This is a genomic window from Caenispirillum bisanense (assembly GCF_900230255.1).
Taxonomy (GTDB): Bacteria; Pseudomonadota; Alphaproteobacteria; order Rhodospirillales; family Rhodospirillaceae; genus Caenispirillum; species Caenispirillum bisanense_A.
This window is the reverse complement of record NZ_OCNJ01000001.1, coordinates 872,110-898,894: the sequence shown is the minus strand read 5'-3', so window position 1 is coordinate 898,894 and position 26,785 is coordinate 872,110. Positions and strand designations below refer to the sequence as shown.

Below are 26,785 nucleotides of genomic sequence, written 5' to 3'. Positions count from 1 at the left end.
CGCCCGTTTGCGAAAGGATCGACCGCTCATGCTGGCCGTCTCCACCACGCCCCGCACCGAAGACGTCGCCGCCCGTCTGCGCGACCCCGCCCTGTTTCGCGAACAAGCCTACGACTGCGGCGCGTGGCGGTCGGCCGAGGACGGTGACGTGCGCCTCGTCACCAACCCGAGCACCGGCATGGCGCTCGGCACCGTGCCGGCCCTCGGTGCCGCCGAGACCCGCGCCACCGTCGCCGCCGCCCATGCCGCCTTCGCCGCCTGGCGCCGCACCCTGCCGCAGGAGCGCGGCCGCATCCTGCGCCGCTGGCACGACCTGATGCAGCAGCACGCCGAGGATCTGGCGGTCCTCATGGTGCTGGAGCAGGGCAAGCCGCTGGCCGAGGCGCGCGGCGAGATCCAGTACGCCGCCGGCTTCATCGACTTCTATGCCGCCGAAGCCGCCCGCGTGAACGTGGAGGGCGTGACGCCCCACCTGCCCGACTGCACCATGACCGTGCGGCGCGAGCCGGTCGGCGTCGTCGCCTGCGTCACGCCGTGGAACTTCCCGTCGGCCATGATCACCCGCAAGGCCGCCGCCGCCCTCGCTGCCGGCTGCCCGGTGGTGGTCCGCCCGGCGACGGAAACGCCCTATTCCGCCCTCGCGCTCGCCGAACTGGCCGACCGCGCCGGCTTCCCGGCCGGCACCTTCTCCGTCCTGACCGGCGACCCCGAGGGCATCGTCGGCGAGCTGTGCGCCAACCCGCTGGTGCGCGCCCTCAGCTTCACCGGCTCGACCGAGGTCGGCCGCAAGCTGCTCGCCCAGGGCGCGGCGACCGTGAAGAAGATGTCCATGGAACTGGGCGGCCACGCGCCGTTCATCCTCTACGACGACGTGCCGCTGGACGAGGCGGTGACGGGTGCCATGGCGGCCAAGTTCGCCACCTCCGGCCAGGATTGCCTGGCGGCCAACCGCATCTACGTCCACCGCCGCGTCTACGACGCCTTCGTCGCCGCCTTCGCCCGTGCCACCGAGGCGCTGGTGGTCGGCGACGGGTTCGAGCCGGGGGCGGAGATCGGGCCGCTCATGCACGAGCGCGCCGTCGCCAAGTGCCACGCCCACGTCGACGACGCCCTCGCCAAGGGCGCCCGGCTGGTCGCCGGCGGCCATGCCCACCCCTATGGCGGCCTGTTCGTCGCGCCGACCGTGCTCGCCGACGTGACCCCCGCAATGGCGATCTACCGCGAGGAAACCTTCGGCCCGGTCGCCGCGATCATCCCGTTCGACGACGGCGACGACGTGCTCGCCATGGCCAACGACAGCGAATACGGCCTCGTCGCCTATGTCTACACCCGCGATCACGGCCGCGTGCAGCGGCTGGTGGAGGGCCTGGAATACGGCATGGTCGCCGTCAACCGGGTGAAGATCACCGGCGCCCCCGTGCCCTTCGGGGGCGTCAAGCAATCCGGCCTCGGGCGCGAGGGTTCGCGCCTCGGCCTGGAGGAGTTCACCGAGCTCAAGTACGTGTGCGCCACGGTCTGAGAGCGAGACAAAACACCAGAGTTTCAGGAGGTTCCCATGCCCGACGCGATGCCGCCCACCGACCTGCACAGCCTCGACCGCGCGCACGTCTTCCACCCGTCGACCCACATGCGCCAGCACGCCGCCGGCGAGACGCCGAACCGCATCATCACCGGCGGCAAGGGCGTCTACATCTGGGACGACACCGGCAAGAAGACGCTGGATGCCTTCGCCGGCCTCTATTGCGTCAACGTCGGCTACGGCCGGCAGGAGATCGCCGACGCCATCCACAAGCAGGCGAGCGAACTGGCCTACTACCACACCTACGTCGGCCACGGGAACGAGCCGGTCATCCGCCTGTCGCAGCGCATCATCGAGAAGGCGCCGCAGGGCCTCTGCCGCATCTACTACGGCATGAGCGGATCGGACGCCAACGAGACCCAGATCAAGCTGGTGTGGTACTACAACAACATCCTCGGCCGGCCGGAGAAGAAGAAGATCATCTCCCGCTGGCGCGGCTACCACGGCTCCGGCGTCATGACCGGCAGCCTGACCGGGCTCGAAGCCTTCCACAAGGCCTTCGACCTGCCGCGCGCGCCCATCCTGCACACCACCGCGCCCTACCAGTACTGGAACGGCACCCCCGGCGAAAGCTCGCGCGACTTCGCCAAGCGCTGCGCCGCCGACCTCGACGCCCTCATCCAGCGCGAGGGGCCGGAGACGGTGGCCGCCTTCATCGGCGAGCCGGTGCTCGGCACCGGCGGCATCGTCCCGCCGCCGGAAGGCTACTGGGACGAGATCCAGAAGGTGCTGCGCAAGCACGACGTCCTGCTCATCGCCGACGAGGTGGTCACCGCCTTCGGCCGCACCGGGCAGTATTTCGGCAGCGACACCTACGGCATCACGCCGGACCTCATGACCATCGCCAAGGGCGTGTCGTCGGGCTACCTGCCGCTGTCGGGCGTGATCGTTTCCGAGAAGGTGTGGCAGGTGCTGGAAGACGGCTCCGACCAGATGGGCCCCATCGGCCACGGCTGGACCTATTCGGCGCATCCCGTCTGCGCCGCGGCGGCCAACGCCAACCTGGACATCGTCGACGGCGAGGACCTGACGGGCAACGCCCGCGACACCGGCGCCTACCTGCAGCAGCGCCTGCACGAAACCTTCGACGGCCACCCGCTGGTGGGCGAGGTGCGCGGCGTCGGCCTGATGGCGGCGCTGGAGTTCGTCGCCGACCGCGAGAAGAAGCAGCGCTTCGACCCGGCGCAGAAGGTGGGGCCGCGCGTCTCCGCCGCCTGCCTCGCCAACGGCATGATGGCGCGCGCCATGCCGCACGGCGACATCCTCGGCTTCGCCCCGCCGCTGGTCATCACCCGCGACGAGGTGGACACCGTGGTCGCCACCGCCAAGACCGCCGTCGACCAGGTGGCGGCGGAACTGGCCCGCGAGTAACTAACACCCGTGGCCGGGGGAAGCGCTCATCCGTCTCCCCCCGGCCACTCACCTGGAAAGCACTTGCAAATGTGCGGCGGTTCTCTAGCCTCGGCGAAGCCGTAATTATTCCAGGGGACCCCGCCGCATGGCCGCGACCGTCATCACCATCGCCCAGCAGAAGGGCGGCGCCGGCAAGACGACGCTCGCCGCGCAGCTCGCCGTGGCCCTGGCCCATGGCGGCGCCCGCACGGTGGCGTTGGTGGACATCGACCCGCAGGGCAGCCTCGGCCGCTGGCACAAGGTGCGGCAGGAACGCCTGGGCGACGACGCCGGCGGCCTGCGCCTGTCGGAGGTGGCGGGTTGGCGTCTGTCGACGGAACTCGACCGCCTGCGCGGCGACGTCGACGTGGTGATCGTCGATACCCCGCCGCACGCCGAGACCGACGCCAAGGCCGCCATCCGCGCCGCTGACGTGCTGCTGGTGCCGGTGCAGCCCTCGCCCATGGACCTGTGGGCCACCCAGCCGACGCTGGAAGTCGCCCGCAAGGAGAAGACGCACGCCCGCATCGTCCTCAACCGCCTGCCGCCGCGCGGCAATCTGGTCGACACCATCATCGCCGAGGTGGAGAAGCTGGAGCTGCCGGTGACGGACAGCCGCCTCGGCAACCGCGTCGCCTTCGCCGCCAGCATGATGGACGGCCTCGGGGTGGTGGAGACGGCCGGACGGTCGTCGGCCGCCGTGGAGATCCGGGCATTGGCCGAGGAACTGCTCGCCATCGCCAAGGCGCACAAGTAGGCGGGCCGGTCATGCACCAGCTCGCCGTCGCCCTGCACCTGCTGGCGGTGGTCGCCTGGACCGGCGGCCTGCTGTTCCTCTGCGTCCTGCTGCCGCCGGTGCTGGCGGTGGAGGAGCCCGCCGCCCGCCATGCCGTGTGGGCGCGCCTGCTGCCGCGCTTCTTCACGCTGGCCTGGGCCGCCGCCGCGGTGGGGCTCGCCAGCGGCTTCGCCCTGATGTTCAGCCTCTACGGCGGCTTCGCGGTGGCGGGCCTGCACATCCACGTCATGGCGGGGCTCGGCATCCTCATGACGCTGGCATTGCTCTACGCCTACGCCCGCCCCCTCAAGCGCTTCGAGGAAGCGGAGGAACAGGCCGACGACGCGGCGGCCGACGCGGCGCTGCGTAGCCTGCTCGGCTGGCAGCGGGCGAGCCTGCTGCTCGGCGTCGGCGCCCTGGTCGCCGGCGGCGTCGGCGGCTACATCGGCTTCGGCGGCTGATGCGCGGGCTTGCGGAGCGGCGCGCGCGGGCCTAAACCTGCGCCCCATGCAGAGCTTCGACGTCATCATCCTGGGGGCCGGCGCCGCCGGTCTCATGTGCGCGCTCACGGCGGCCAAGCGCGGCCGGCGGGTGCTGGTGCTCGACCATGCCGACAAGCCGGGGGCGAAGATCCTCATCGCCGGCGGCGGGCGGTGCAATTTCACCAACCTGGAATGCGCGCCCGAGCGCTTCCTGTCGGAGAACCCGCACTTCGCCAAGTCGGCGCTGTCGCGCTACACCCAGTTCGACTTCCTCGAGATGGTGACGCGCCACCGCATCCCCTACCACGAGAAGAAGCTCGGCCAGCTGTTCTGCGACGACACGGCGCTGCGCATCCTGCGCATGCTGCTGGATGAATGCCACGACGGCGCCGTCGACATCCGCCTGTCGCACCGCATCTCCGACGTCGCGCGCGGCGACGCCTTCCGCGTCGTCACCGACAAGGGCGTCTTCGAGGCGCCGGCCCTGGTGGTGGCGACCGGCGGCCCGTCGATCCCCAAGATGGGCGCCACCGGCTTCGCCTACGACCTCGCCCGCCGGTTCGGCCTGCCGGTGGTGACGCCGCGTCCGGCGCTGGTGCCGCTGACGGTGGCGGAGGACGACCTGACGCTGATGCGGCCGCTGTCGGGCGTCTCGGCCGACGCCACCGCCGCCTGCGGCCGCACGGCCTTCCGCGAGAACATCCTGTTCACTCACCGCGGTCTGTCGGGCCCCGCCATCCTGCAGATCAGTTCCTACTGGCGGCCGGGCGAGGCCATCACCCTCGACATCGCCCCCGGGACCGACGCCGCCGCCCACCTGATCGGCCGCAAGCAGGCGCGGCCCAAGGCGGAGCTGAAGACCGTGCTGGCCGAACTGCTGCCGACGCGCCTCGCCCAGGCGCTGGCCGAGCAGCGGCTGCCGCAGGGCGCCATGGCGACCCTCACCGACAAGGCCCTGCGCGCCGCCGGCGACCAGCTCAACCGCTGGCAGGTGGTGCCGAGCGGCACCGAGGGCTTCGCCAAGGCCGAGGTGACGGCCGGCGGCATCGACACCCGCGCCCTGTCGTCGCGCACCATGGAGGCGCGCGAGGTGCCGGGCCTGTTCGTCATCGGCGAGGCGGTGGACGTGACCGGGTGGCTCGGCGGCTACAATTTCCAGTGGGCGTGGTCGAGCGGCTGGGTGGCCGGACAGGCGGTGTAGGCACGCCCGCCCGATGGTGGTGGGGTCTTGCGTCCGGCCGTCGGCACCAAACGTTATAAGCATGAGACCCGACCCGAAGGAGACGCGGCGATGCGGCGACCGGCGCCCTTCCACCACAGCTATTTCCCGGACTACACCCGCGCCGAGCGCATCGCCGACGCCGTCGTGCATCTGATCGGCGTGCCGCTCGGCGTGCTGGCGGCGGTGCGCCTGCTGTGGGTGGCGGGCCAGAACGCCGACACCCCAGTGATCGCGAGCCTCGCCGTCTATGCCGCCGGCCTCATCGGCATGCTGACGGCCTCGGCACTCTACAACCTGGCGCCGGTGGGGCGGGCAAAGGCGATGTTCCGCCGCGTCGACCACGCCATGATCTTCGTGATGATCGCCGGCACCTACACGCCCTTCGTGGTCAACGCCCTCGGCGGCGGGCTCGGCACCATGCTGGCCGTCATCGTGTGGAGCGGCGCGGTGACGGGCGTGGTGCTGAAGATCGGCTTCCCGCGCATGAGCGAGCGCCTGAGCCTCGCCCTCTACCTCGGCCTCGGCTGGGTCATGGTGGTCGCCATCGAGCCCCTGGCCGGCGCCGTCGCCCCCACCACCTTCTGGCTGCTGGTGGCCGGCGGGCTCGTCTATACCGCCGGCACGGTGCTGCACGTGTGGGAGCGCCTGCCGTTCAACAACGCCGGCTGGCATGTCGCGGTGCTGGGCGGCGCGGCCTGCCACTTCGCGGCGGTGATCCTGGAATTCGGCTACGGCCGCGTGCTGCCCGTGGTGGGGTGAAAACGCAGAAACGCCGCCTCCCCCGGTGAGGGAAGGCGGCGCCCCGACGTGGTGCCCCTTACAGGGTCTTCAGGTACTCGACCAGCGCATCGCGCTCCGCCACCGTCAGGCCGCGGCCGATGACGCCGTTGCCGAGCGGCCCGTCGCGGAACTCATGGCCGGTGTTCAGGTTGCCGGGGATGCTGGTGTTGATGACGTTGGTCCCCGGCTCGCAGGTGGTGACGTAGCCGACGTTCACCGGATCGAACTCCCGCACGCCGACGCAGAACGACTGCGGCCGCTCCGCCACCGGCGACAGCAGCGCCATGAGCGTCGGCACCGCGCCGTTGTGCAGGAACGGGCCGGTCGCCCAGATGCCGTCCAACGGCCGCGCCTTGTAGACCAGCAGCGCCTGCAGGTGGTTGGGCCGCCAGCCGTTCATGGCCTCCTGCTGCTGATGCGAGGTCCCGTGGTCCTGGTACCACCGCTCGGTGGTGTTCTGCACCACGTCGCCGAGGGCGGCGGCGAAGGAGATCTGCACCCACGAGGAGTCCGGCCGCCCCTCGCACTGCGCCTGCGCCGGCGCGAGGTCGAGCCAGCACGGCACCGCCACCTGGCGCGCCGTCAGCACCGAGGCCTGGGCGGGATCGGTGCCGATTTCCACCACCGGCACCTCGGGCAGCTTGAGGTAGCGTTCGCCGTTGGTGTTGAAGGGCTCGGTCCGGGTGGTGTTCTGGTCCACCGGCACCTGCACCACGATGTCGGTCGGCGTGGTCCAGTAGCGGTCGCGGTACTCCGGCTTCCACAGGTCGCTCTCGGGATCGTTGACCGGCGGCAGGTGGCAGCCCTGGCACAGCTCGGCATAGAGCTGCTTGCCGTGCCCGGCCTTGGCCGTGTCGACGGCGCCCAGGATGGCGTCCGGCCAGCGCGGCGAACGCAGGCCGGCGAAGCCCGGCACCGGCTGCTTCAGCGGGTCCGGCCCGGCCAGCAGGCTTTCCATCTGGTAGATGTTGTCGACCGCCACCGACGAGCCGAACAGCGGCCGCTTCGGGTTGACGAGGTTCACCTTGGCGGCGACGCCGAGCGATTCGCCGGCATTGCGCACCATGGGCTCCATGATGGAAGCGTCATACTGCACCCACTCGAACCACGAGGTGTTCCAGATGTGGGGGTAGTTCACCGGCGCGTTGGTGGGCGCCACGTTGACCAGCGGATCGAACCCCTCGGCACCCCACAGGTCGGTGACGAAGACCTGGTTGCCGATGCGGTTGAGCGCATCCAGGCGGCCGAAGCCTTCCTCCACGTTCTGCGTCTTGGTGGTGCCGAAGGCCTTTTCCTGCGCTGCCAGCGCCTCCAGCACCGCCTTCAGGCCGGCCTTGAGCGTGGCGCGGTTTTCCGGCGTGTCGGCGGTGCCTTCGCGCGCGAAGACGTCCTTGGCGAAGCGGTCGAAGCGCGGCGCCTCCAGCGTCGTGAACAGCAGCGACTCGCCGAGCGCGATGCTGAACTTGCCGAGATCGGTATAGGCCGGGCCGCCATCGACGCGGATGTCGGTGCCCTTGTAGGTCATGTGGCCGGTGTGGCACGCCGCACAGCTGAGGCCGATCTGGTCGGGCACCGGCGCACCCGTGGTCGGGTCGACATAGCCGGGCGTCCGCGCGAAGCCCACCGGCAGTCCGTCCGGGTTTTCGCCCCGTTCCTGCCCGTAGTAGGCCGTGGTGACGCCCGCCCCGCCGCCGTCGGGGGCATAGCCATAGGCCACGGCCTCGGCCATGGAGCTGGGGCTCGGGATGAAGCCGAAGCCCTGGAGGTACTTGCTGTCCGACAGCTTGCCCACCTTGGTCGGCACCAGCTGCGGCTGTTCCAGCGCCATGAACCAGGTGTAGGGCACGGGGAAGGTGGACGTCCCCTGGGTCTCGTGGTGGTACCAGAAGCGCTGCTCGTTGTTCCACGCCTGGTCCAGCCACACCGCCTTGGCGGCGGGCGGCTGCTCCGGCAGTAGCGGCGCACAGGCGGTCGCGAGGGCGCTGAGCGCCGCCGCCGCCACGATCTTCCAACGCATGGCAAATTCCCCCCTTACTAGAAAAGTACGGGATTACTCATATCACGGTGGAGTGCGAACAACCAGGAGGCGCTTTGCAACGACTCGACAACCCGGCGAGAAAAGCCGCCGCCGGTGCTGGCGCAGCCCCTGCCTTATGGGCTATATCAGGCCCTCCCCGACGCGAGAGACAGGTGTTCATGAAGGTCAGCATCGACATGGGATCGGCGCAGGCGGGCAAATCCGCATCGCTCGATCTCGAGGAGCTGCTCGCCACGCGCCTGCTGGTGCAGGGCAACTCCGGCTCCGGCAAGTCGCACCTGCTGCGGCGCCTGCTGGAGCAGAGCGCCCAGTGGGTGCAGCAAGTGGTCATCGACCCCGAAGGCGATTTCGTCACCCTGGCGGAGCGCTACGGCCACGTCGTGGTCGACGCCTCCGACCACAACGACGCCCAGTTGCAGCAGGTGGCGGCGCGGGTGCGCATGCACCGCGTTTCGGTGATCCTCAACCTCGAACACCTGGACGCCGAGTTCCAGATGCGCCGCGCCGCCTCGTTCCTCGGCGGGCTGTTCGACTGCGATCGCGACTACTGGTATCCGGCGCTCGTGGTGGTGGACGAGGCGCAGCTGTTCGCCCCGGCCGCCGCCGGCGACGTGTCGGACGAGGCCCGCAAGGCCTCCCTCGGCGCCATGACCAACCTCATGTGCCGCGGCCGCAAGCGCGGGCTGGCCGGCGTCATCGCCACCCAGCGCCTCGCCAAGCTGGCCAAGAACGTGGCGGCGGAGGCGTCCAACTTCCTCATGGGCCGCACCTTCCTCGACATCGACATGGCGCGCGCCTCCGACCTGCTCGGCATGGAGCGCAAGCAGGCGGAGATGTTCCGCGACCTCAAGCGCGGCCACTTCATCGCCCTCGGCCCGGCCATCAGCAACCGCCCCTTCCCCATCGTCATCGGCACGGTGGAGACCAGCCCGCGCGCCACCAGCCCGAAGCTGATGCCGCTGCCGGAAACGCCGCCGGCCGATGCCGCCGACCTGATCTTCAAGCCCGGCGAGAACGAGCCGGCGCCGGCGCCGCGGGTCATCAAGCCGCTGCCGCCGCAGGCCGCCACCAACGACATCCTGCAGCAGCTCGCCCGCGCCAAGCCGCCCGAGCCCGAATTGCCGGAGGAAGACGACGCCGACCCCGCCGTTTCCATGGAGCGCATCCTGCGCGAGCTGATCGCCGACCCCGACACGGCCTTCCGCTCCGTCGCCGTGCTCTACCAGGATTTCCTCGTGCGCTGCCGCATGAAGCGCCTGAACGGCCGCCAGCTCGACCTCGCCGCCTTCAAGCGCAAGCTGGCGACGGCGCGCGCCGGCGTCTCGGTGGAAGCCGAGCACACGGACGAGTGGGAAAAGGCGCAAGGCGTCGCCGAGCGCCTGCCGGAAGACCTGCAGCCGCTGTTCCTGCTGCTCGCCCGCGCCGCCATGGACAAGGCGCCCTGCCCGTCCGACACGGACATCGCCCGTGCCCGCAACAGCCGCTCGCCGCGCCGCGCCCGCGGGCTGCTCGACTACATGGAAAGCCGCGGCCTCATCGTCATGCGGGAAGAGGACGGCCTGCGCTCCATCACGCTGCCCGACCTCGGCTGGGAAACCGCGCCCGGCGACCCGCAGGCGGGGGAAGAGGCGGTGAACCAGGGCGACCTGTTCGGCTAGTTCCCTCGGCGCCGGCCGCCCCCCATGTAGGGGCGATGCCGCGTCCGCCGAGGAGCCGTGCCATGCGCCGCCTGTCCTTCGCCGCCCTGCCCGTCGCCGCCGCCCTGCTCGCCCTGGTTCCGGCCCCCGCCGCCGCCGAGGACGCGGCCGCCGTCTTCGCCGGCGGCTGCTTCTGGAGCATGGAGCCGCCCTTCGACGCCGTTCCGGGCGTGCTGTCGACCACCACCGGCTACACGGGCGGCGACGAGGAGGCGCCGACCTACGAGCAGGTGGCGCTCGGCCGCACCGACCATGTGGAAGCGGTGCGCGTGGTCTACGATCCGGCGCAGGTGGGCTACGCGACGCTGCTGGAGGTGTTCTGGCGGAACATCAACCCCTCCGACGGCGGCGGCCAGTTCTGCGACCGCGGCGACAGCTACCGCACCGCCGTCTTCGCCATGACGCCCGACCAGCGCCGCCTGGCCGAGGCCAGCCGCGAGGCCGTCGCCGCCCTGCTCGACCGCCGGGTGAAGACCGATGTGGCCGACGCCGGCCGCTTCTGGCCGGCCGAGGAGCCGCACCAGGACTTCTACCGCAAGCACCCAGAGAAATACCTGCTCTACCGCCTCGGCTGCGGCCGCGATACGCGCCTCGCCGACATCTGGGGCGACGTCCCGCCGCTCGACCTCTCCGCGCTGCGGTAGGGACCGGCCGGCGACGAAGGGAACCGATCGGCCCGCTGTTCAATCGTCGGGCGAAGGGATACAGTTGTCATACATCCAGCGGAGGGGGAGTGCTTCGGATGTTCGGCATAAAGTTGCCCGGCGGCGCCGTGGACAAGGCGGAGCTCCAGCGCCAGGCCGTCGAACGCGCCAAGGCGGAGTGGCTGAAGCAGCTCCACGAGATGGTGGAGGCCGACCCGGAGACGGCCGAGCGCCTCAACAAGGCGCTCAAGGACCGCTGCGGCAAGGACAAGACCCTGCCCTACGACTTCAAGAAGGCGCTGCTCGACAAGGCGCGCGAGTACGAGCGCAATGCCAACATGCGCCAGTGCGACCGCCTGCTGCACGAAGCCGCCCGCCTCGCCGCCGAGGAACACCTGACGGAACGGGCGCAGAAGCTGGGCGCCGGCCGGCGCTACTTCAGCAAGGCCTGCACGCTCGGCGCCGACGAGGACTTCCGCCACGCCGCCCAGCGCCTGATGGAAACCATCATGCTGACGGGTGGTGTCCACAAGGACGGCCCGAGCCGCGCCAAACCCGCCGACTTCGCCCCGAAGACACCCAACCGCGCCAAGGGGTGAGGCTGGGGCGGGGGGTGTGGCACCACCCCGCCGCCGGTTCCCGTGCCGAACACCATGAAGAACCGCGCCCGCGGCCCTCGCCGGTGGCGCCGTGGATGGCCGGGTCGAGCCCGGCTATGACGGTTTATGCAACGATACCAACCACTTGTTATGCCCGGCCGCCGAGCCGGGCATCCACGGCTCCCCTACCGGTCGCCGTGGGGGACGGAGCCCCCGACGCCCGCCGCCCGCTCTCCCGGCCCCGTCAGCCCGTCAGGCCCTTGCCGTCGTCGCGCAGCCACACGTAGATGGCCGGGATCACCAGCAGGGTCAGCGCCGTCGAGCTCGCGAGGCCGAACACCAGGCTGATGGCGAGGCCCTGGAAGATCGGGTCGGCCAGGATGAAGGCCGCGCCGATCATGGCCGCCACCGCCGTCAGGAAAATCGGCTTGAAGCGGATGGCGCCTGCCTCCAGCAAGACCTCCCGCAAGGTCAGGTCACCGCGCGCCTGCAAATGACGGATGAAGTCCACCAGCAGGATGGAGTTGCGCACGATGATGCCCGCCAGCGCGATGAAGCCGATCATCGACGTCGCCGTGAAGGGGGCCGAGAACAGCCAGTGCCCGACCACGATGCCGATGAGCGTCAGCGGCACCGGCACCAGGATCACCAGCGGCAGCTTGAAGCTGCCGAACTGCCCCACCACCAGCAGGTAGATGCCGAGGATGGCGACGGCGAAGGCCGCCCCCATGTCGCGGAAGGTGACGTAGGTGATTTCCCACTCGCCGTCCCACAGCACCGTCACATGGCGCTCGCTCTCCGGCTGGCCGTGGTAGCCGATGACCGGCGCGCCGCCGAGGCCGCTCCAGTCGAGCGCGGCGATCTGGTCCTCCACCGCGAACATGCCGTAGATGGGCGCCTCGAAGTCGCCGGCGAGGTCGGCCATGACCATTTCCGCGTAATGGCCGTCGCGGCGGAAGATGACGTGGCTGGACGGCTCCCGCGTCAGGGTCACCGCGTCGCCCAATTCCACGATGCCGTTGCGGCCGGGCACCGGGGTCGTCAGCAGGCGTTCGTCCGGCGTCAGGCCCGACTGCGGCAGGCGCACGGCGATCTCGATGGGGTTCTGGCCGTGGCCGCGGTGGGAATAGCCGACTGGCACGCCGCCCATGAGCGCGGCCAGGGTGTCGTAGACGGCTTCCTCCTCGACGCCGTGGTATTCCAGCGCCTGCTGGTTGATGGCGATGCGCAGGCGCTCCGCCGGGGTGCCGTAGCTGTCGTCGACGTCGACCACGAAGGGCACGGCGCGGAAGGCCTCCTTCACCTTCTCCGCCGCCGCCCGCCGGGCCTCCGGCGTCGGGCCGTAGACCTCGGCGAGCAGGGTCGAGAGCACCGGCGGGCCGGGCGGCACCTCCACCACCTTGATGCTGGTGCCGGCCGGCGCCGGCAGGCCCTTCAGGCGCTCGCGGACCTCGAGCGCAATGGCGTGGCTGGCGCGGTCGCGCGCGTCCTTGGGCGCCAGATTGACCTGCAGGTCGCCCAGTTCCGGGCTTTCGCGCAGGTAGTAGTGGCGCACCAGGCCGTTGAAGTTGAACGGCGCCGCCGTGCCGGCATAGGCCTGGATGTCGGCCAGTTCCGGCAGGTCCGCCAGGCGCCGGGCGGCGGCCAGCAGCACGCGCTCGGTATCCTCCACCGACGCGCCCTCGGGCAGGTCGACCACCACCTGCAGCTCCGACTTGTTGTCGAAGGGCAGCAGCTTCACCGTCACGTCCTTGGTGTAGAACAGCAGGCAGACGGCCAGCGTCGCCGCCCCCACCGACAGCAGGAACACCTTCGACCGCACCCGCCCGACCAGCAGCGGCGCGGCGATGCGGCGGTAGAAGCGGCCCATGGCGCTGTCGGAGCCCTCGTGCCCATGCGCCTCGGCGATCTGCGCCGCCCGCCCGCCGGCCAGCTTCAGCAGCAGCCAGGGCGTGATGATGACGGCGACGAAGAACGAGAAGATCATGGCCGCCGAGGCATTGGCCGGAATGGGGCTCATGTACGGCCCCATGAGGCCGGAGACGAACATCATCGGCAGCAGGGCGGCGACGATGGTCAGAGTGGCGATGATGGTGGGGTTGCCCACCTCCGCCACGCCCTCGATGGACTTGCGCAGGATGGAGCGGTCGTCCTTCATCTGCCAGTGGCGGACGATGTTCTCCACCACCACGATGGCGTCGTCCACCAGGATGCCGATGGAGAAGATGAGCGCGAACAGGCTGACGCGGTTGATGGTGTAGCCCATCAGCCAGCTGGCGAAGAGCGTGAGCAGGATGGTCGTCGGGATCACCACGGCCACCACCACGCCCTCGCGCCAGCCGATGGTGAAGGTGATGAGGGCGACGATGGAGACCGTGGCGAGGCCCAGGTGGAACAGCAGCTCGTCGGCTTTCTCCAGCGCCGTCTCGCCGTAGTTGCGGGTGACCTCGACGGCGATGCCTTCGGGGATGAGGTCGCCCTTCAGCCCCTCCAGACGCTCGATGACGGCGTCGGCGACGTTCACGGCATTGGCCCCGGCCCGCTTGGCGAGCGCGATGGACACCGCTGGCCGCGCCGACAGACCGCCGGCCTCCGTCTTGCCCAGTTGCCAGACGCGGGCGTCGGTCGGGCGGGCGTCGACCACCACGTCGGCGACGTCCTGCACGTAGACCGGGCGGCCGTCCATGGTGGTGAGCAGCAGTTGCCCGACGTCGGGCACGCCCTGCAGCGTCTGCCCCGCCACCACCGGCAGGGAGAAGCCCGCCTCGCGCACCCGGCCGACGGTGAACGAGCGGTTGGCGTTCTCCACCTTCTCCACCAGGTCCTTCAGGGTGACGCCGTAGAGGGCCAGCTTTTCCGGATCGGGCTCGACGCGGATCTGGTCGGCGCGGCCGCCGACGATGAAGGTGAGGCCGACGTTGTCCACCTTCACCAGTTCGGGCAGCAGGGCGTCGGCGATGTTGTAGAGGTCGTTGTCGCTCCAGCGCGCCACCGCCGGCCCGTCCTCCGCCGACAGGGTCAGGACCACGATCGGCACGTCGTTGATGCCGCGCCCGACGATGAGCGGCTCGGGGATGCCGATGGGAATGCGGGCGATGTTGGCGCGGATGGTCTCGTGCACGCGCAGGATGGCGGCATCCTCGCTGGTGCCGACCTCGAAGCGGGCGGTGACGGTGACGTGGTCGTCCACCGTCTGGGAATAGACGTGCTCGACGTCGTCGATGCCCTTGACGATGTCTTCCAGCGGCTTGGTGACCAGTTCCGCCGCATCCACCGCCTTCAGGCCGTTGGCGCTGACCATGATGTCGACCATGGGCACGCTGATCTGCGGCTCCTCCTCGCGCGGCAACTGGACAAGCGCGACGATGCCGACCACCAGCGACGCCAGCAGCAGCAGCGGCGTCAGGGGCGAGCGGATGAAGGCCTGGGTGATGGACCCCGAAATGCCGAGCTTCATCGCATCACCTGCGCGTCGGGGGCGGCGGGCGGCACCAGCGTGTCACCGGCCCGCACGCCGGACAGGATCTCGACGCCGCCGTCCACGGGCTGGCCCGGCTGCACGACGATCTGCGTCCCGTCGGCGAGGGTGGCGTAGGTCAGGCCCCAGCGGCGCACCAGGTACTCGGGCGGCACCACGAAGGTGCGGCGTGCGCCGGTGGAGACGTAGACCAGCGCCCGCTCGCCGACGAAGAAGTCCCCGAGGCCCGCCACCTGCACGTCGGCCACCACGCGGCCGTTGGTGAGGCGCGGGTAGACCTGGACGATGCGGCCTTCCGTCAGCGCGCCGTCGTGCGCCGCCTTTTCCTCCAGCCCGCGCCGGCCGACCAGCACGCCGTCGCCCTCCGCCAGGAAGCGGGCGTGGCGTTCCGGCAGCTCCATGCGCAGGACGTAGCTGTCGGCGGCGATGACGGCGAGCGTCTCGCCCGGCATCACCACGCTGCCGTCCTGCACCGGCACCGCCAGCACGCGGCCCGGCGCCGGCGCCAGCACCGCGCCCTGGTCGGCCTGTTCGGCGATGACCGAGCGTTCGGCACGCACGGACTCCACGGTGCGCTCCAGCACCTGCGCCTGGGTGCGCGCCTCGTCCAGCCGGGCCTGCGGAATGACGCCCTGGCGGCGCAACTCGTTCGCGCGGTTGAGGTCGGTGCGGGCCTGGGACAGCTGCGCCTGCAGGCTGGCGATGCGGGCGTCGAGGGCGCGCATCTGAAGCGCCAGCTTGTCGTCACCGACGACGGCGATTTTCTGCCCGGCCTCCACCATGTCGCCCTCGTCCACCGTGAGGGCGGCGACGGTGCCGCCGATGCGGGCGCGGGCGGCCAGCTGGTCGATGCTCTCGACGGTCGCGAAGACGGCCTTGCGGTCCTGGATCTGCACGGGCTCGACGGCGAAGGGCGCCCCTTCGGCGGCGGGTGCCGGGGCGGCACTCATCACCGCGACGACGGCGGCCGCGACGGCCGACAGGTGGCGAAATCTCATGGAACGGCCCCCTCTCCAATAGGAATGGCGGGCGCGGAGGGTCCACGCCTCTTTCTCTGTTGCCCAATATATTCGTTTACGCTAATTTAGCAAGCATGGATATGATGGACCTCACCTCCAGTGCCAAGGCCGCCGCCGCCCTGTTGCGGGCGCTGGCCAACGACCGGCGCCTGATGATCCTGTGCGAATTGTCCGCCGGGGAGAAGACGGTGGGCGCGCTGGAGGTGGCCGTCGGCCTGCGCCAATCGGCCCTGTCGCAGCACTTGGCGAAGCTGCGGCGCGAAGGGCTGGTGAGCACGCGGCGCGAGGCCCAACACATCTACTACCAGCTGTCCAGCGCAGCCGCCCTGCAGGTCATCGAAACGCTGGCCGGACTGTACTGCGCCCCGCTGCAGGCCGGGGAACGACAGAGCGGAACCGGTTCGCCCGAAGAAACCGGCCGCCGAGGAAACGACAGGAACAGGAAGGATCGCAAATGACACACGTGGTCATCATGGGCGCGGGCATCGGGGGCATCCCCATGGCCTACGAGATGAAGCAGGAGCTGAAGCACGGCGACCGTGTGACGGTGGTGTCCAACCAGCCGACGTTCCACTTCGTGCCGTCCAACCCCTGGGTGGCGGTGAACTGGCGCAAGCGGCAGGACATCGAAATCGAGCTGGCGCCGCTGCTGGAAAAGAAGGGCATCGGCTTCTCCGCCGCCGGCGTCACTCGCGTCGTGCCGCAGGAAAACCGGCTGGAGCTGGGCGACGGCACCAGCCTCGCCTACGACTACCTGGTCATCGCCACGGGGCCCGAGCTGGCCTTCGACGAGGTGCCGGGCCTCGGCCCCGCTGGCCACACCCAATCCATCTGCCACGTCGACCACGCCGCCCATGCCGCCGAAGCGTGGGAGCGGTTCTGCGCCGACCCCGGCCCGATCGTGGTCGGCGCCGCGCAGGGCGCCAGCTGCTACGGCCCCGCCTACGAGTTCGCCATGATCATGGACACCGACCTGCGCCGCCGCAAGGTGCGCGCCGACGTGCCCATGACCTTCGTCACGGCGGAGCCCTACGTCGGGCACCTCGGCCTCGGCGGTGTCGGCGACAGCAAGGGCATGATCGAAAGCATCCTGCGCAGCCGCCACATCAAGTGGATCTGCAACGCCAAGGTAGAGAAGGTGGAGGACGGCGTCATGCACGTCGTCGAATGCGACGAGGAGGGCGCCGAGAAGAAGCGCCATACCCTGCCCTTCAAGTATTCGATGATGCTGCCCGCCTTCCGCGGCATCGGCGCCGTGCGGGGGATCGAGGGGCTGGTCAACCCACGCGGCTTCGTGCTGGTCGACAAGCACCAGCGCAACCCCACCTTCCGCAACATCTTCGCCGTCGGCGTCTGCGTCGCCATCCCGCCCGTGGAGTCGACGCCGGTGCCCGTCGGCGTGCCGAAGACCGGCTACATGATCGAAAGCATGGTCACGGCGACCGCCCACAACATCGCCGCCCTGATCCACGGCCGGGAACCGGAGCGCGAGGCGACGTGGAACGCCATCTGCCTCGCCGATTTCGGCGACAGCGGCGCCGCCTTCGTCGCCCTGCCGCAGATTCCGCCGCGCAACGTCAACTGGTTCTCCGAAGGCTGGTGGGTGCACCTCGCCAAGATCGCCTTCGAGAAGTACTTCCTGCGCAAGGTGCGCAAGGGAGTGTCCGAACCCGTCTACGAGAAATACGTGCTCCGCACGCTCGGCATCGACAAGCTGAAGGGAAAGCAGATCCCCAAGCCCGAGATGGCGATGCTGGAGCGCGAGGCCAAGTAATCTTTCACCAGGAGCCTTCGTATCATGTCCATCGATCGTGTCGTCATGGCTTTCGCCGGTACCGTCGTCCTCGTCACCGTCGCCGCCGCCCTGTTCGGCGGCCTCACCTGGGCGCTGTGGATCACCGGCTTCGTCGGCCTCAACATGCTGCAGGCCGCCTTCACCGGCTTCTGCCCGCTCGCCATCGTCCTGAAGAAGATGGGCGTGCGCCCCGGCGTCGCCTTCGACTGACCACGACGCACGGCCGGTCGGCGGCGGTCAGGCCCGCGCCTCGGGCAGGGTCTGGCCGCCGTCGACCACCAGCGTCTGGCCGGTGATGTAGCGCGCTTCCCGCGACAGCAGGAACAGCACCGCATGGGCGATGTCCTCCGGCTCCCCCAGGGCGCCGAGCGGCACCGAGGCCGCCATGCGCGCCAGGTAATCGTCGCCGAGATCCTCGAGCCCTTCCGTCGCGATGTTGCCGGGCAGGATCGCGTTCACCGTCACCCCGTCGCCCGCCAGCTCCAGCGCCGCGCTGCGCATGAACCCCAGCATTCCGGCCTTGGTGGCGGCGTAGTGGCTGTCGCCCGGGTTGCCGGTGATCGGCCCGGTGATGGACGACATGAGCACGATGCGCCCCTGGTCGGAGGCACGCAGGTGCGGCAGGCAGCTCTTCACCGTCAGGAACATGCCGCGCAGGTTCACGGCGCTCATGTCGTCCCACTGCTCCACCGTCATGTCGTCGAGGAAGGCGGTCGGGTAGATGCCGGCATTGGCGACCACGGCGTCGATGCCGCCGAACTCGCGCGCCGCATAGTCGGCCATGGCCTGCACGGCCGCCGGGTCGCGCATGTCGGCGGCGAGCGGGCGGGCGGTGCCGCCCTCGGCGATGATGCCGTCGCAGGCTTCGGCGGCGGCATCGGCCGAGCGCGCCACCACCAACACCTTGGCGCCCTGGCGCCCGCAGGCCTGCGCCACGGCGCGGCCGATCCCCTTGCTGGCGCCGGTGACCACGACGCTGCGGCCGGTGAGCGGTGTGAGCATGGCTGCTGCCTCCTTCTGCCTCTGGTGTCTGCCGCGCACCGCCAGCATAGCGGGGCGATCACGTTCCCGTCAGCAACGGCCGGGGCGGTCGCTCCGCCGCCCGGCCGCGCGTTAGGGTGGGCACACCCAAGCCCCGAGTGCCTGTTCAGGAGCCCATCATGCCCCCCATCGTCCGCCACGCCGCCCTCGCCGCCGCCGGGCTGTTCGTCGCCGGCGGCGTCGGCCTCGCCACCCTCGGCTGGATCACCTCCGGCGGGCCGGCGACGGCGGCGGGTGTCATCGTCGAGGGCACCGAGCCGCTCACGCCGGCCAGGATCGCCGACAGCGCCAGCGGCATCGTCACCGGCAATCCGCTGGGCGACGTGACCATCGTCGAGTTCTTCGACTACCAGTGCCCGGTGTGCCGGCAGGTGCATCCTGACGTGAAGGCCCTGGTGGAGGAAGACGGCGGCATCCGGCTGGTCCACAAGCACTGGCCCATCTTCGGCGCCGGCTCTGAACACGCCGCCGAACTGGCCATGGCGGCCCGTTGGCAGAACCGCTACGACCCGGTGCACGAGGCCTTCATGGGCCTGTCGGGCCGCCTGAACCGTGACGGCGTGCGCGCGGCGGCGGCGGAGGCCGGCCTCGACCTCGCCCGCGCCGACGCCGACCTGCAGGCCCGCCGCGCCGAGGTGGACGCCGCCCTGGCGGAGGCGGCGCGCGAGGCCATCCTCATGGGCCTGCAAGGCACGCCGGGCTTCCTGATCGGCAACTACGTGGTGCCCGGCGGGCTCGACAAGGCGGGCCTCGCCGAGCTGGTGGCGGGCGCCCGCGCCGGCAAGGACGCGCTGTAACCTACTGGAACAACAGGTTCTTGAGGGTGTCGCGCAGCACCTTCTCGGGCTTCGGCGCGGCCGGCTGGTCGCCCTGCGCCGGGTCGGCGGGCGCGGCCTCGTCCTTTTGGCCGCCGAGTTCTTCCGTCAGCACCTGCTTCAGGGCGTCGACCGCCTGATCGGGCGTCGGCGCCGGTGAGGCATCGGTACCACGGCCGGCGCCGATCTTCACGTTCGGGCTGTCGAGCGGGCCGGACAGCGCCACCGGCACCACCTCCGGCAGCTTGACGCGGTTGCCGAGCAGGGCCGTCAGGGCGTTCTGCGACAGCCGCACCTCGCCTTCCGCATCCACCGTCCAGGCCGGCAGGGCGGCAGCGCCGTGCAGGCTGCCGGAATAGAGGTTGGAGGCGATGGTCAGCGGGCTCTGCGGCGTGAAGCGCACCACCCCCTGCTCCACCGCGAAGTCGCCGCGCACGTCGACGCCATAGCTGCCGCCGCCGACCACGCCGGCCAATCGGTCGAGCGCCCGCAGCGGCGCCAGCAGAGCGGCCAGCGCCGAGCCGCCGGCCTTCTCCACCCGCCGCATGTCCACCTTCGACAACGCCAGAGCCCCCTGCCCGCCCAGCCCGGCAACCAGGGCGGCCTCGCTGGCGCCGGTGGTGGCGACGGTGGCGCGGAAGTCCATGCGCCCGCGGGCCGCCCGCTCGCCCTGCAAGGCATCCAGGGCCGCGCCGACGTCCATCTGTTGCAGCGCCGTATCCAGGTCGAGGCGCACCGCCCCCTCCGGCGTGCGGGCGACGGTGGCCGACAGGCGCAGCGGCCCGCCGAACAGGGCGCCCGTCAGCTCGGGCACCGCCAGCGCGCCGTCGGCCATGCGGGCGGTGAGCGCGGCGTCGGACAGGCGCCAGCGGTCGTAGAGGATCTGGCCGGCCGTCAGCGACAGATCCAGCGTCACGGCGTCCAGGGCGCCGAGATCGATGGGCTCGCGCGACCACCGCGGCGCCGCCGCCTGGGCGTCCGTCACCGGCAGGCCCGCGGCCGGCTCCACCGTCGGCAACACGAAGGCGGCGGGGACGATGCCGCCCACCAGCCGCTCCACCGCCGCCCGCCGCTCGGCCGGCAGGAAGGCACCGACGGGCAGTGTGTCGGCGGCGAGGCGCGCCACCACCGTCGGCACCGCCTCGCCCGGCGTCACCGTCACCTCGCCCGTCAGCCTGCTCGGCCCGGCGCGCAGGCTCAGGTCCGCCAGGGTGACGCTCTGCGCGCCGCCGGTGAGGCGGCCGGTCAGCGCCAGCGGGCCGAGCCCCTTGCCGCCCTGCGGCTCGTAGGCGATGCCGAGGCGGCGCACGAGGCCGACCAGATCGTCGTGATTGGCGGCGACGGTCAGGTCGACGGCCGGCGTGCCGGTGACGTCCGAGACCGAACCCTCGGCGGTCATGGTGCCGCCGGCGAGGCGGTTGGTGGTCTGCACCTGCAGCGCCGTCAGGTCGCCGGTCAGCGTCGCCGACAGCGCCAGCGGCGCCGCCTGGCGCACGGCCGCCGGCAGGTCGAGGTCGAGCACGCGGGCGAGCGGCGCCGGGTCGTCGCTGCGCAGGGACAGGGTCAGGCCGTCGAAGCGCGGCGCCCCGCCGAAGCCGGACAGGCCGCCGGACACGGCGACGCGCGATCCCGCCAGGTTTTCCACCACCGTCTCGCCGAAGGTGGCCTTGCCCTGCAGCAGGGTGACGTCGAGGCGGGCGTCGCGCACGTCCTCGCCACGCAGCGTCAGCGTCCCGGCGCGCGCCTTGACGTTGGCGTCGAAGGTCTGCAGCACGTCGAGCCCGGCCAGCAGCGGCGGCGGCGCGGCCGGAGCCGTCGGCCCGCTCTGCCCCTCCGGCTGGGCCGGCGCGGGGTCGGCCGCCGGCGGCGACGCATCGCGCGGCAGGTAGGCGTCGACGTTGAGGGCGTCGAGCGACAGCGACAGCCCGAAGGCCGGCCGCTCGGCCAGCGGACGCAGGGCGGCGGCGCCCTGGAAGCGGCTGAGGTCGAGCACGCCCTCCAGGCTCGGCAGGGTCAGGTCCGCGGCGGTGCCCTGCAGGGCGGCGGTGACGGCGAAGCGGCGCAGGCGGTCGGCCGGCACGGCGGCGACGTCGACGCCGAGCCACTCCAGCATCTCGCGCAGGTTGCTCGACTTCAGTTCCACCGTGCCGTCCATGGCGGCGGGCTCGGCGCGGGTGTCCAGGAAGCCGAAGGCGTTGATCTCGGAACTGCCGGGCAGCAGGGCGCGGGCCTCGTTCAGCGTCACCTCACCGTCGGCCAGCGAGGCGCTGACGGCGGCGGAGCGGACGATGCCGCCCTTCCAGGTGACCACGTCGGCGGTCACGTCGATGCTGCCGGCCAGATCGGCGGGCAGCGCCGGCACCAGCGCCTGCGTCGGCGGCGCGGGGTCGCCGGGCACGGCCGGGGCGACGGGCTCGGCGGCGGCCGCCTGGGTGGGCGAAATGTCGGCCGGGGCCGGCGGCGGCGTGGTGGCGGCGGTCTGCACCGGCGCCTCGACGCGGGCCTCGCGCAAAAGGGTGTCGAGGTCGATGCGGGTGAAGGCCAGCGCGGCGTCGAGGCGCGGCGGCGCGGCCAGTGTCAGCGAGGCACCACCCGACCCCTCGGTCTCGCCGAGGCGCAGCGTCATGCCGTCGAGCGCCACCCGGTCGGGCGCGGCTGCCAGCGTACCGGCCAGGCGGAAGGCCCGATCCAGCGGCGGCGCCGGCTCCACCCCCTGCACCGCCGCCAGCGTGCGGGCGAGCGACGGGCTCTCGGCCGTCAGGGTGCCGGTGAAGGCCATGGGACCGTGGTCGCTGCCGATGCCCGCGAGGCGCCCCTGAACGGTGACGGTGCCGCCGGCGTCGGGCACGCCGAGCGTCAGCCCGAGCGGCGTCGACGCGGCCTCCGGCGCGAAGCGGCCGGTGCGCAACTCGGCGGTCACCCGGCTGCCGCGCAGCGTCATGGCGAGGTCGCCGGAGAACGGACCCTGCAGGCTTTCGGCGGCGATGTCGCCCGCGATCTGCTCCACCCGCGTCTCGCTGCCCGCGGCGTCGCGCCAGACGATGCTGCCGTCTTCGATGGTCAGCTTCTCGAGCGCCACCGCGAAGCCGTCGCCCGCCGCACCGCCGGCGCCGTCGCCGGCCGGTGCTTCGCCCGGCGGCGGCGGCATCGGGCCGCCGGTGGCCTCGGACGGGCGGTCGAAGGTCCAGTTGCCGCGGCCGTCGGGCAGCATCTCCAGCACCAGCCGGGGCTCCACGAGGCGCACGGACTCCACCTGGATACGCCCGCCGAGCAACGGCCCGAAGGCGACGCGCACCGCCAGCTCCTGCATGCGCACCATGTGCTCGGCAGAGCCCGCGGGGTCGTTGGCGAAGGTGACGTCGCTCGCCACCAGCGTCGGCGCCGGCAGGATGCTGAGCGACAGGCCGCCGGCGATGTCGAGCTGGCGGCCGGTCTGCGTCCGCACCCACTCGGCCAGGTCACCGCGGTAGCGGTTCCAGTCGATGAACGACGGCGCGATCAGCACCACGGCGAGGATCACGACCAGCAGGGCCGCGACCCCGATCAACACCTTCTTCACGACCAGCCTCCCGGCTTCTCGATTCGTTCCATGCTCCGTGCAGTCTACCGGGCTTCGGCCCGGGCCGAAACCGTAGGAAGCGATGTAGGGAAAAAGAGGGGCGGTCCAACCCGTGGACCGCCCGCAGGGTAATCAAGGAGTCTTAACTGCTCTCTCTGGAGAAGGCCGGCCCGAACAGATTTGGGGCCTCCGGCAAGGCCGGCCTTCGCGCCGGACCGCCGTCCGTGGGCCGAACGGCGGCGCAACGCCGCGGGACCGCGATCCGCCATGGGGCGGCGCGGAAACTCAGGAGCGGCGGGAGAACAGACCGACGCGGCCACCGGCGCGAGGATCGCGCACGCGGCGGCGGCATGGGCATGCCATAGGATGTCGGAAGCCTGCCGGGCGCCCGCCGCGGTTCGCGCGACACAGGCGGCCGGCCGTGCTGCTGGCCATGACGTTCATCCCCCCGTTCGGGATCAGGCGGCCGGACTTGTGTTTTTATGGCGTCCGATCCGCCGCAACCGTTCTAATAAACCCCATTCTTCGTGTGGGGCGAAAGGATCATGCCACGCGGCGCGGGCGCGGACCAGAGAATTCGATCACGCCCATGCACCGCACACACGAAACGGGCCGCCCCCGAAAGGACGGCCCGACCGTTCGCCGCAGGGCGACGGAGCGAGATCAGTCGAACAGCTCGCCGTCGTCCTTGGTCGCTTCGTTGACGGCGTAGCCGCCGGCCGCACCGGCCAGGCCGCCGAGAGCCGCGGCGCCGGCGCTGCCGCCCAGCAGGGCGCCGCCCGCGGCACCGGCGGCGGCGCCGCCGCCCACGTACTTCTCCTGACGGCTCATGCCGTCGCAGGCGGCGAGACCCAGCACGCTGGCGCACACGGCGGTGGCGGCGATGAACTTGCGCATGATGAAACCTCCTCCGATCATCCAGAGGGCCGGGTCGAGCGCCGTGCGGCGACCAGGATCGCCGGCCCGTGTCATGCCAGGAAAACGAGGAGGATGGTCCCGGGGTTCACCGATGGAGGGTCCTGGTCATGGATTGCTCACGCCGCGGTCATCCTCGGGCGGGCGCACCACCTCGGCCGGCGGCAGTTCGTCGACCGGCGTCAGCACCGCCTCCGGCCCGTCCGCGGCTTCCGCCCGCGGGTCCAGTTCGAAGCCCTGCGGCGTGGTCAGCGGCGGCGGCGCGGCGAACCTGCCCTGCACCTCGGCGGGCGGCGGCGGCCGGCGGGTGGCGCGCCACAGGCCGAACAGCACCAGCGTCACATGGACGGCGGCCGTATAGAAGAACAGCAGCCACGCCGGCCGCTCCAGCATCACCCACGACCCGAGCGTCGGCCCGATCACCGCGCCGATGCCGTAGACCAGCAGCAGACCGCCGCTCGCCTGGACGAACTCGCCGGGGTCGAGGAAGTCGTTGGTGTGGGCGATGAGCAGCGAATAGAGCGGCATGGTCAGCGCCCCGAACAGCACCGACACCCCGAGCAGCGCCGGGAAGGAGTCGGTCTGCGCCACCGCCGCCATGGCCGCCCCACCCATGGACGCGAAGGCGGCGACGGTGATGAGCACCGTGCGGCGGTCGAAGCGGTCCGACAGCCAGCCGATGGGGTACTGCGCCACCGCACCGCCCACCAGCAGGGCCGCCATGACGAAGGAGACCTCGGCGATGCCGTGGCCGATGCGCTGCACGAAGACCGGCGTCAGGCCCCAGTAGGCGGAATTGGCCAGCGCCACCAGGAAGATGCCGACGACGCCGAGCGGCGAAGCGCGGTACAGCCGCCCCGGCCGCAGCCGCGCCGCCGCGATGGGCGCCGGCGCCACCGCCCGCGTCACCGCCACCGGCACCAGCGCCAGCGCGATGAGCAGGGCGGCGATGCTGAACAGCTGGAAGCCCTCCGGCGCCGCCGCGTTCAGCAGCAGCAGGCCGCCCGTGGAGGCCGACAGCTCGACCACGCGATAGATGCTGAACAGGCCGCCGCGATTGCGGTTGGTGGCGCGGTCGTTGAGCCAGCTCTCGATCACCGTATAGAGGCCGGCGAAGGCGAAGCCGGCCAGCGCCCGCAGCAGCCACCACACCCACGGCACCACCACCATGGGATAGATGAGCGCCGTGCCCGCCCCGATGGCGGCCAGCGCCGCGAAGGTGCGGATGTGCCCGACGCGGGCCACGAGGTGCGGGTTGACCAGGCACCCGGCGGCGAAGCCGGCGTAGTAACTCGACACCAGCAGGCCGATCTGGGTGGCGTCGAAGCCTTCGAGGTTGGCGCGCACCGTGATGAGCGTCGTCTGCAGGCCGTTGCCGGTGACCATGATGGCGACGGACAGAAGCAGGGCGCCGATGGCGGCGACGGCGGCGACCATGGAGTCTCCCGGGGGTGGTTGCGGTCGAAGGGCTGGCAGACTAACGCGCCCGGTGCCCCGCCGTCACCCCCTGGTTGAGCAGGGTCACCCTACCTGGCGGCGGCAGGAGGCGTGGCGGCCTCGACGGTCAGGACGCCGCCGCGGATGACCGCCCGGGCGGCGTCGCGCACCTCGACGGCCGGTCCGCCGGGTAGTGCCAACGTGCAGACCTCGCACACCCCCTCCATCACCTCGCCGGCCTCGATGGTCAGCTCCACCCGGTCGCCACGGTCGACGATGACGACATCGTGCGGCCGGTCGTCGGCGTTGGTCAGGGTGGTGGCGGCCGCCGCCGGCGCGGCGACGGCGAGCACGATGGCGACGAGGGAAACGGGCAGGATGCGACGCACGGGGAACCTCTCCGACCGACGGGGGCGGCAGTCTGGAGACGGCGGCATGGTTCCGCAAACCGAATTTTTCCGATGCCAATGATCAATATCGCGCATGAACAAGCAATTCTGCCGCATTGCGGCATGCAGGCACAGAGCGGGCTTTGGAGATATGATTTGATGACCTCGAACTCATTGCGGTAAACCATTGGCATCACGCTTGGCTGCCTGCTGCAGTGCAGAGGCGCCGTATCAGGACCGGACCGTCTTTCCCATGGACATCGACCTCGCACGCACCTTCCTCACCATCCTCGACACCGGCAATTTCGGCCGGGCGGCGGAACGGCTGAACGTCACGCAGTCGACCGTGTCGACGCGCATCAAGACGCTGGAGGAGCTGCTCGGCCGGCCCATGTTCATCCGCTCCAAGGCGGGCGTGCAGGTCACCCAGGCGGGCCAGCAGTTCAAGCGCTCGGCCGAGACCATGGTGCGCGCCTGGTATCAGGCCAAGCAGGAAGTGGGCCTGCCCGACAACTTCCAGACCATGATCACCATCGGCGGCCAGTTCACCCTGTGGGACCGGCTGCTGCTGAAGTGGATCCCGTGGATGCGCACCTCCATGCCCGACGTCGCCATCCACGCCGAAGTCGGCCTGTCCGACGGCCTCATGCGCCAGCTGGCCGAAGGGCTGCTCGACATCGGCGTCATGTACACGCCGAGCCACCGCATCGGCCTCGTCACCGAGGAACTGATGGAGGAACAGCTGGTGCTGGTGTCCACCGACACGGTCACCGCCGCGCCCTTCACGCCCGACTACGTGTTCGTCAACTGGGGGCCGGAGTTCGCCATCTCCCACTCCAACGCCTTCCCGACGCTGGACACGCCGCCGCTCTACGTCAGCCACGGGCCGCTCGGGCTGCAGTACATCCTGGAGAACGGCGGCGCCGGCTATTTCCCCATGCGCCTGGTGCGTCGCCATCTGGCGGAAGGCCGGCTGCACATCAAGGAAGACGCCCCGCGGTTCCGCCGCCCGGTCTACATGGTCTATGCCGCCGGCTCCACCGATGCCCGGTTCAAGACCGCCCTGCAGGGCCTGCGCTACGTCGCGGCGCAGGAAAGCGAGGAGTGACGGCGGGCGGGCGCGGCTGCT

Annotated in this window: 22 protein-coding genes; 14 read left to right on the top strand and 8 right to left on the bottom strand. The window is 71.1% G+C overall.

Annotation, left to right across the window (positions count from 1 at the left end):
• Nucleotides 1-28 precede the first annotated feature (28 nt).
• The 6 genes from CRP50_RS04255 to trhA all read left to right on the top strand — a co-directional run bounded on the left by CRP50_RS04255 (nt 29) and on the right by trhA (nt 6,209).
• Nucleotides 29-1,519, top strand: a complete 1,491-nt coding sequence (locus tag CRP50_RS04255) for an NAD-dependent succinate-semialdehyde dehydrogenase (RefSeq protein WP_097277710.1) — start codon at nt 29-31, stop codon at nt 1,517-1,519.
• A 36-nt stretch (nt 1,520-1,555) separates the two neighbouring features.
• Nucleotides 1,556-2,950, top strand: a complete 1,395-nt coding sequence (locus CRP50_RS04250) for an aspartate aminotransferase family protein (protein ID WP_097277709.1) — start codon at nt 1,556-1,558, stop codon at nt 2,948-2,950.
• Between the two features lie 127 nt (nt 2,951-3,077).
• Nucleotides 3,078-3,728, top strand: a complete 651-nt coding sequence (gene parA / locus CRP50_RS04245) for a ParA family partition ATPase (protein ID WP_097277708.1) — start codon at nt 3,078-3,080, stop codon at nt 3,726-3,728.
• 11 nt (nt 3,729-3,739) lie between these two features.
• On the top strand, nt 3,740-4,207 hold the full coding sequence (locus CRP50_RS04240) for a CopD family protein (protein ID WP_097277707.1): 468 nt from the start codon (nt 3,740-3,742) through the stop codon (nt 4,205-4,207).
• A gap of 46 nt (nt 4,208-4,253) precedes the next feature.
• Complete coding sequence (locus CRP50_RS04235) at nt 4,254-5,429, top strand: NAD(P)/FAD-dependent oxidoreductase (RefSeq protein WP_097277706.1); 1,176 nt, start codon at nt 4,254-4,256, stop codon at nt 5,427-5,429.
• 90 nt (nt 5,430-5,519) lie between these two features.
• Nucleotides 5,520-6,209, top strand: coding sequence for a PAQR family membrane homeostasis protein TrhA (gene trhA, locus CRP50_RS04230; RefSeq protein WP_097277705.1), 690 nt, complete (start codon nt 5,520-5,522; stop codon nt 6,207-6,209).
• A gap of 58 nt (nt 6,210-6,267) precedes the next feature.
• On the opposite strand, the gene CRP50_RS04225 is transcribed toward trhA, so the two are convergent.
• Nucleotides 6,268-8,247 (bottom strand): di-heme-cytochrome C peroxidase, encoded by a 1,980-nt coding sequence (locus CRP50_RS04225; RefSeq protein WP_097277704.1) that lies wholly within the window; start codon nt 8,245-8,247, stop codon nt 6,268-6,270.
• A 179-nt stretch (nt 8,248-8,426) separates the two neighbouring features.
• Between CRP50_RS04225 and CRP50_RS04220 the strand changes: the two genes are divergently transcribed.
• From CRP50_RS04220 to CRP50_RS04210, 3 genes are all read left to right on the top strand, one after another.
• Complete coding sequence (locus CRP50_RS04220; RefSeq protein WP_097277703.1) at nt 8,427-9,926, top strand: ATP-binding protein; 1,500 nt, start codon at nt 8,427-8,429, stop codon at nt 9,924-9,926.
• Nucleotides 9,927-9,988: 62 nt separating this feature from the next.
• Nucleotides 9,989-10,609, top strand: coding sequence for a peptide-methionine (S)-S-oxide reductase MsrA (gene msrA / locus CRP50_RS04215; protein WP_097277702.1), 621 nt, complete (start codon nt 9,989-9,991; stop codon nt 10,607-10,609).
• 98 nt (nt 10,610-10,707) lie between these two features.
• Nucleotides 10,708-11,208: a hypothetical protein gene (locus tag CRP50_RS04210; protein WP_097277701.1), complete on the top strand. Its 501-nt coding sequence runs from the start codon at nt 10,708-10,710 to the stop codon at nt 11,206-11,208.
• Nucleotides 11,209-11,452: 244 nt separating this feature from the next.
• Here the strand turns inward: CRP50_RS04210 and CRP50_RS04205 are convergent, their stop codons facing one another.
• Both CRP50_RS04205 and CRP50_RS04200 read right to left on the bottom strand, forming a co-directional pair.
• Complete coding sequence (locus tag CRP50_RS04205) at nt 11,453-14,665, bottom strand: efflux RND transporter permease subunit (protein ID WP_097277700.1); 3,213 nt, start codon at nt 14,663-14,665, stop codon at nt 11,453-11,455.
• Nucleotides 14,662-15,684 (bottom strand): efflux RND transporter periplasmic adaptor subunit, encoded by a 1,023-nt coding sequence (locus CRP50_RS04200; RefSeq protein ID WP_097277699.1) that lies wholly within the window; start codon nt 15,682-15,684, stop codon nt 14,662-14,664. Before CRP50_RS04200 ends, CRP50_RS04205 begins: the two co-directional genes overlap by 4 nt.
• A gap of 101 nt (nt 15,685-15,785) precedes the next feature.
• Here CRP50_RS04200 and CRP50_RS04195 point away from each other — a divergent pair, with 101 nt between their 5' ends.
• The 3 genes from CRP50_RS04195 to CRP50_RS04185 are packed head-to-tail and all read left to right on the top strand — an operon-like array spanning nt 15,786 to nt 17,710.
• A complete protein-coding gene (locus CRP50_RS04195) occupies nt 15,786-16,163 on the top strand; it encodes a metalloregulator ArsR/SmtB family transcription factor (protein WP_322090839.1) in 378 nt (125 codons plus the stop codon).
• Nucleotides 16,160-17,479 carry an NAD(P)/FAD-dependent oxidoreductase gene (locus CRP50_RS04190; protein WP_097277697.1) on the top strand — a complete coding sequence of 440 codons (1,320 nt, stop codon included), beginning with the start codon at nt 16,160-16,162 and terminating at the stop codon, nt 17,477-17,479. Before CRP50_RS04195 ends, CRP50_RS04190 begins: the two co-directional genes overlap by 4 nt.
• Nucleotides 17,480-17,503: 24 nt before the next feature.
• Nucleotides 17,504-17,710: a DUF2892 domain-containing protein gene (locus CRP50_RS04185; RefSeq protein WP_097277696.1), complete on the top strand. Its 207-nt coding sequence runs from the start codon at nt 17,504-17,506 to the stop codon at nt 17,708-17,710.
• Nucleotides 17,711-17,737: 27 nt separating this feature from the next.
• Here CRP50_RS04185 and fabG read toward each other — a convergent pair whose 3' ends face one another.
• The gene (fabG, locus tag CRP50_RS04180; RefSeq protein WP_097277695.1) at nt 17,738-18,502 is read right to left on the bottom strand and encodes a 3-oxoacyl-ACP reductase FabG; all 765 of its coding nucleotides are present in this window, start codon (nt 18,500-18,502) and stop codon (nt 17,738-17,740) included.
• Nucleotides 18,503-18,660: 158 nt separating this feature from the next.
• Between fabG and CRP50_RS04175 the strand changes: the two genes are divergently transcribed.
• On the top strand, nt 18,661-19,338 hold the full coding sequence (locus CRP50_RS04175) for a DsbA family protein (RefSeq protein WP_097277694.1): 678 nt from the start codon (nt 18,661-18,663) through the stop codon (nt 19,336-19,338).
• 1 nt (nt 19,339) lies between these two features.
• Here CRP50_RS04175 and CRP50_RS04170 read toward each other — a convergent pair whose 3' ends face one another.
• The 4 genes from CRP50_RS04170 to CRP50_RS04155 all read right to left on the bottom strand — a co-directional run bounded on the left by CRP50_RS04170 (nt 19,340) and on the right by CRP50_RS04155 (nt 25,656).
• The gene (locus CRP50_RS04170) at nt 19,340-22,915 is read right to left on the bottom strand and encodes an AsmA family protein (protein WP_097277693.1); all 3,576 of its coding nucleotides are present in this window, start codon (nt 22,913-22,915) and stop codon (nt 19,340-19,342) included.
• A 663-nt stretch (nt 22,916-23,578) separates the two neighbouring features.
• Nucleotides 23,579-23,812, bottom strand: coding sequence for an osmotically-inducible lipoprotein B (locus CRP50_RS25455; RefSeq protein ID WP_097277692.1), 234 nt, complete (start codon nt 23,810-23,812; stop codon nt 23,579-23,581).
• A 126-nt stretch (nt 23,813-23,938) separates the two neighbouring features.
• Nucleotides 23,939-25,267: an MFS transporter gene (locus tag CRP50_RS04160; protein WP_097277691.1), complete on the bottom strand. Its 1,329-nt coding sequence runs from the start codon at nt 25,265-25,267 to the stop codon at nt 23,939-23,941.
• 89 nt (nt 25,268-25,356) lie between these two features.
• Nucleotides 25,357-25,656: a hypothetical protein gene (locus CRP50_RS04155; protein ID WP_097277690.1), complete on the bottom strand. Its 300-nt coding sequence runs from the start codon at nt 25,654-25,656 to the stop codon at nt 25,357-25,359.
• A 253-nt stretch (nt 25,657-25,909) separates the two neighbouring features.
• Here CRP50_RS04155 and CRP50_RS04150 point away from each other — a divergent pair, with 253 nt between their 5' ends.
• Complete coding sequence (locus tag CRP50_RS04150; protein WP_097277689.1) at nt 25,910-26,764, top strand: LysR family transcriptional regulator; 855 nt, start codon at nt 25,910-25,912, stop codon at nt 26,762-26,764.
• Nucleotides 26,765-26,785 lie beyond the last annotated feature (21 nt).

Coding starts and splice junctions, on each gene's coding strand:
- CRP50_RS04220 (WP_097277703.1), top strand. CDS start 8,427: ATGAAGGTCAGCATCGACATGGGATCGGCGCAGGCGGGCAAATCCGCA.
- CRP50_RS04150 (WP_097277689.1), top strand. CDS start 25,910: ATGGACATCGACCTCGCACGCACCTTCCTCACCATCCTCGACACCGGC.
- CRP50_RS04160 (WP_097277691.1), bottom strand. CDS start 25,267: ATGGTCGCCGCCGTCGCCGCCATCGGCGCCCTGCTTCTGTCCGTCGCC.
- CRP50_RS25455 (WP_097277692.1), bottom strand. CDS start 23,812: ATGCGCAAGTTCATCGCCGCCACCGCCGTGTGCGCCAGCGTGCTGGGT.
- fabG (WP_097277695.1), bottom strand. CDS start 18,502: ATGCTCACACCGCTCACCGGCCGCAGCGTCGTGGTCACCGGCGCCAGC.
- CRP50_RS04235 (WP_097277706.1), top strand. CDS start 4,254: ATGCAGAGCTTCGACGTCATCATCCTGGGGGCCGGCGCCGCCGGTCTC.
- CRP50_RS04255 (WP_097277710.1), top strand. CDS start 29: ATGCTGGCCGTCTCCACCACGCCCCGCACCGAAGACGTCGCCGCCCGT.
- parA (WP_097277708.1), top strand. CDS start 3,078: ATGGCCGCGACCGTCATCACCATCGCCCAGCAGAAGGGCGGCGCCGGC.
- CRP50_RS04175 (WP_097277694.1), top strand. CDS start 18,661: ATGCCCCCCATCGTCCGCCACGCCGCCCTCGCCGCCGCCGGGCTGTTC.
- CRP50_RS04225 (WP_097277704.1), bottom strand. CDS start 8,247: ATGCGTTGGAAGATCGTGGCGGCGGCGGCGCTCAGCGCCCTCGCGACC.
- trhA (WP_097277705.1), top strand. CDS start 5,520: ATGCGGCGACCGGCGCCCTTCCACCACAGCTATTTCCCGGACTACACC.
- CRP50_RS04210 (WP_097277701.1), top strand. CDS start 10,708: ATGTTCGGCATAAAGTTGCCCGGCGGCGCCGTGGACAAGGCGGAGCTC.
- CRP50_RS04250 (WP_097277709.1), top strand. CDS start 1,556: ATGCCCGACGCGATGCCGCCCACCGACCTGCACAGCCTCGACCGCGCG.
- CRP50_RS04190 (WP_097277697.1), top strand. CDS start 16,160: ATGACACACGTGGTCATCATGGGCGCGGGCATCGGGGGCATCCCCATG.
- msrA (WP_097277702.1), top strand. CDS start 9,989: ATGCGCCGCCTGTCCTTCGCCGCCCTGCCCGTCGCCGCCGCCCTGCTC.
- CRP50_RS04240 (WP_097277707.1), top strand. CDS start 3,740: ATGCACCAGCTCGCCGTCGCCCTGCACCTGCTGGCGGTGGTCGCCTGG.
- CRP50_RS04185 (WP_097277696.1), top strand. CDS start 17,504: ATGTCCATCGATCGTGTCGTCATGGCTTTCGCCGGTACCGTCGTCCTC.
- CRP50_RS04205 (WP_097277700.1), bottom strand. CDS start 14,665: ATGAAGCTCGGCATTTCGGGGTCCATCACCCAGGCCTTCATCCGCTCG.
- CRP50_RS04200 (WP_097277699.1), bottom strand. CDS start 15,684: ATGAGATTTCGCCACCTGTCGGCCGTCGCGGCCGCCGTCGTCGCGGTG.
- CRP50_RS04195 (WP_322090839.1), top strand. CDS start 15,786: ATGATGGACCTCACCTCCAGTGCCAAGGCCGCCGCCGCCCTGTTGCGG.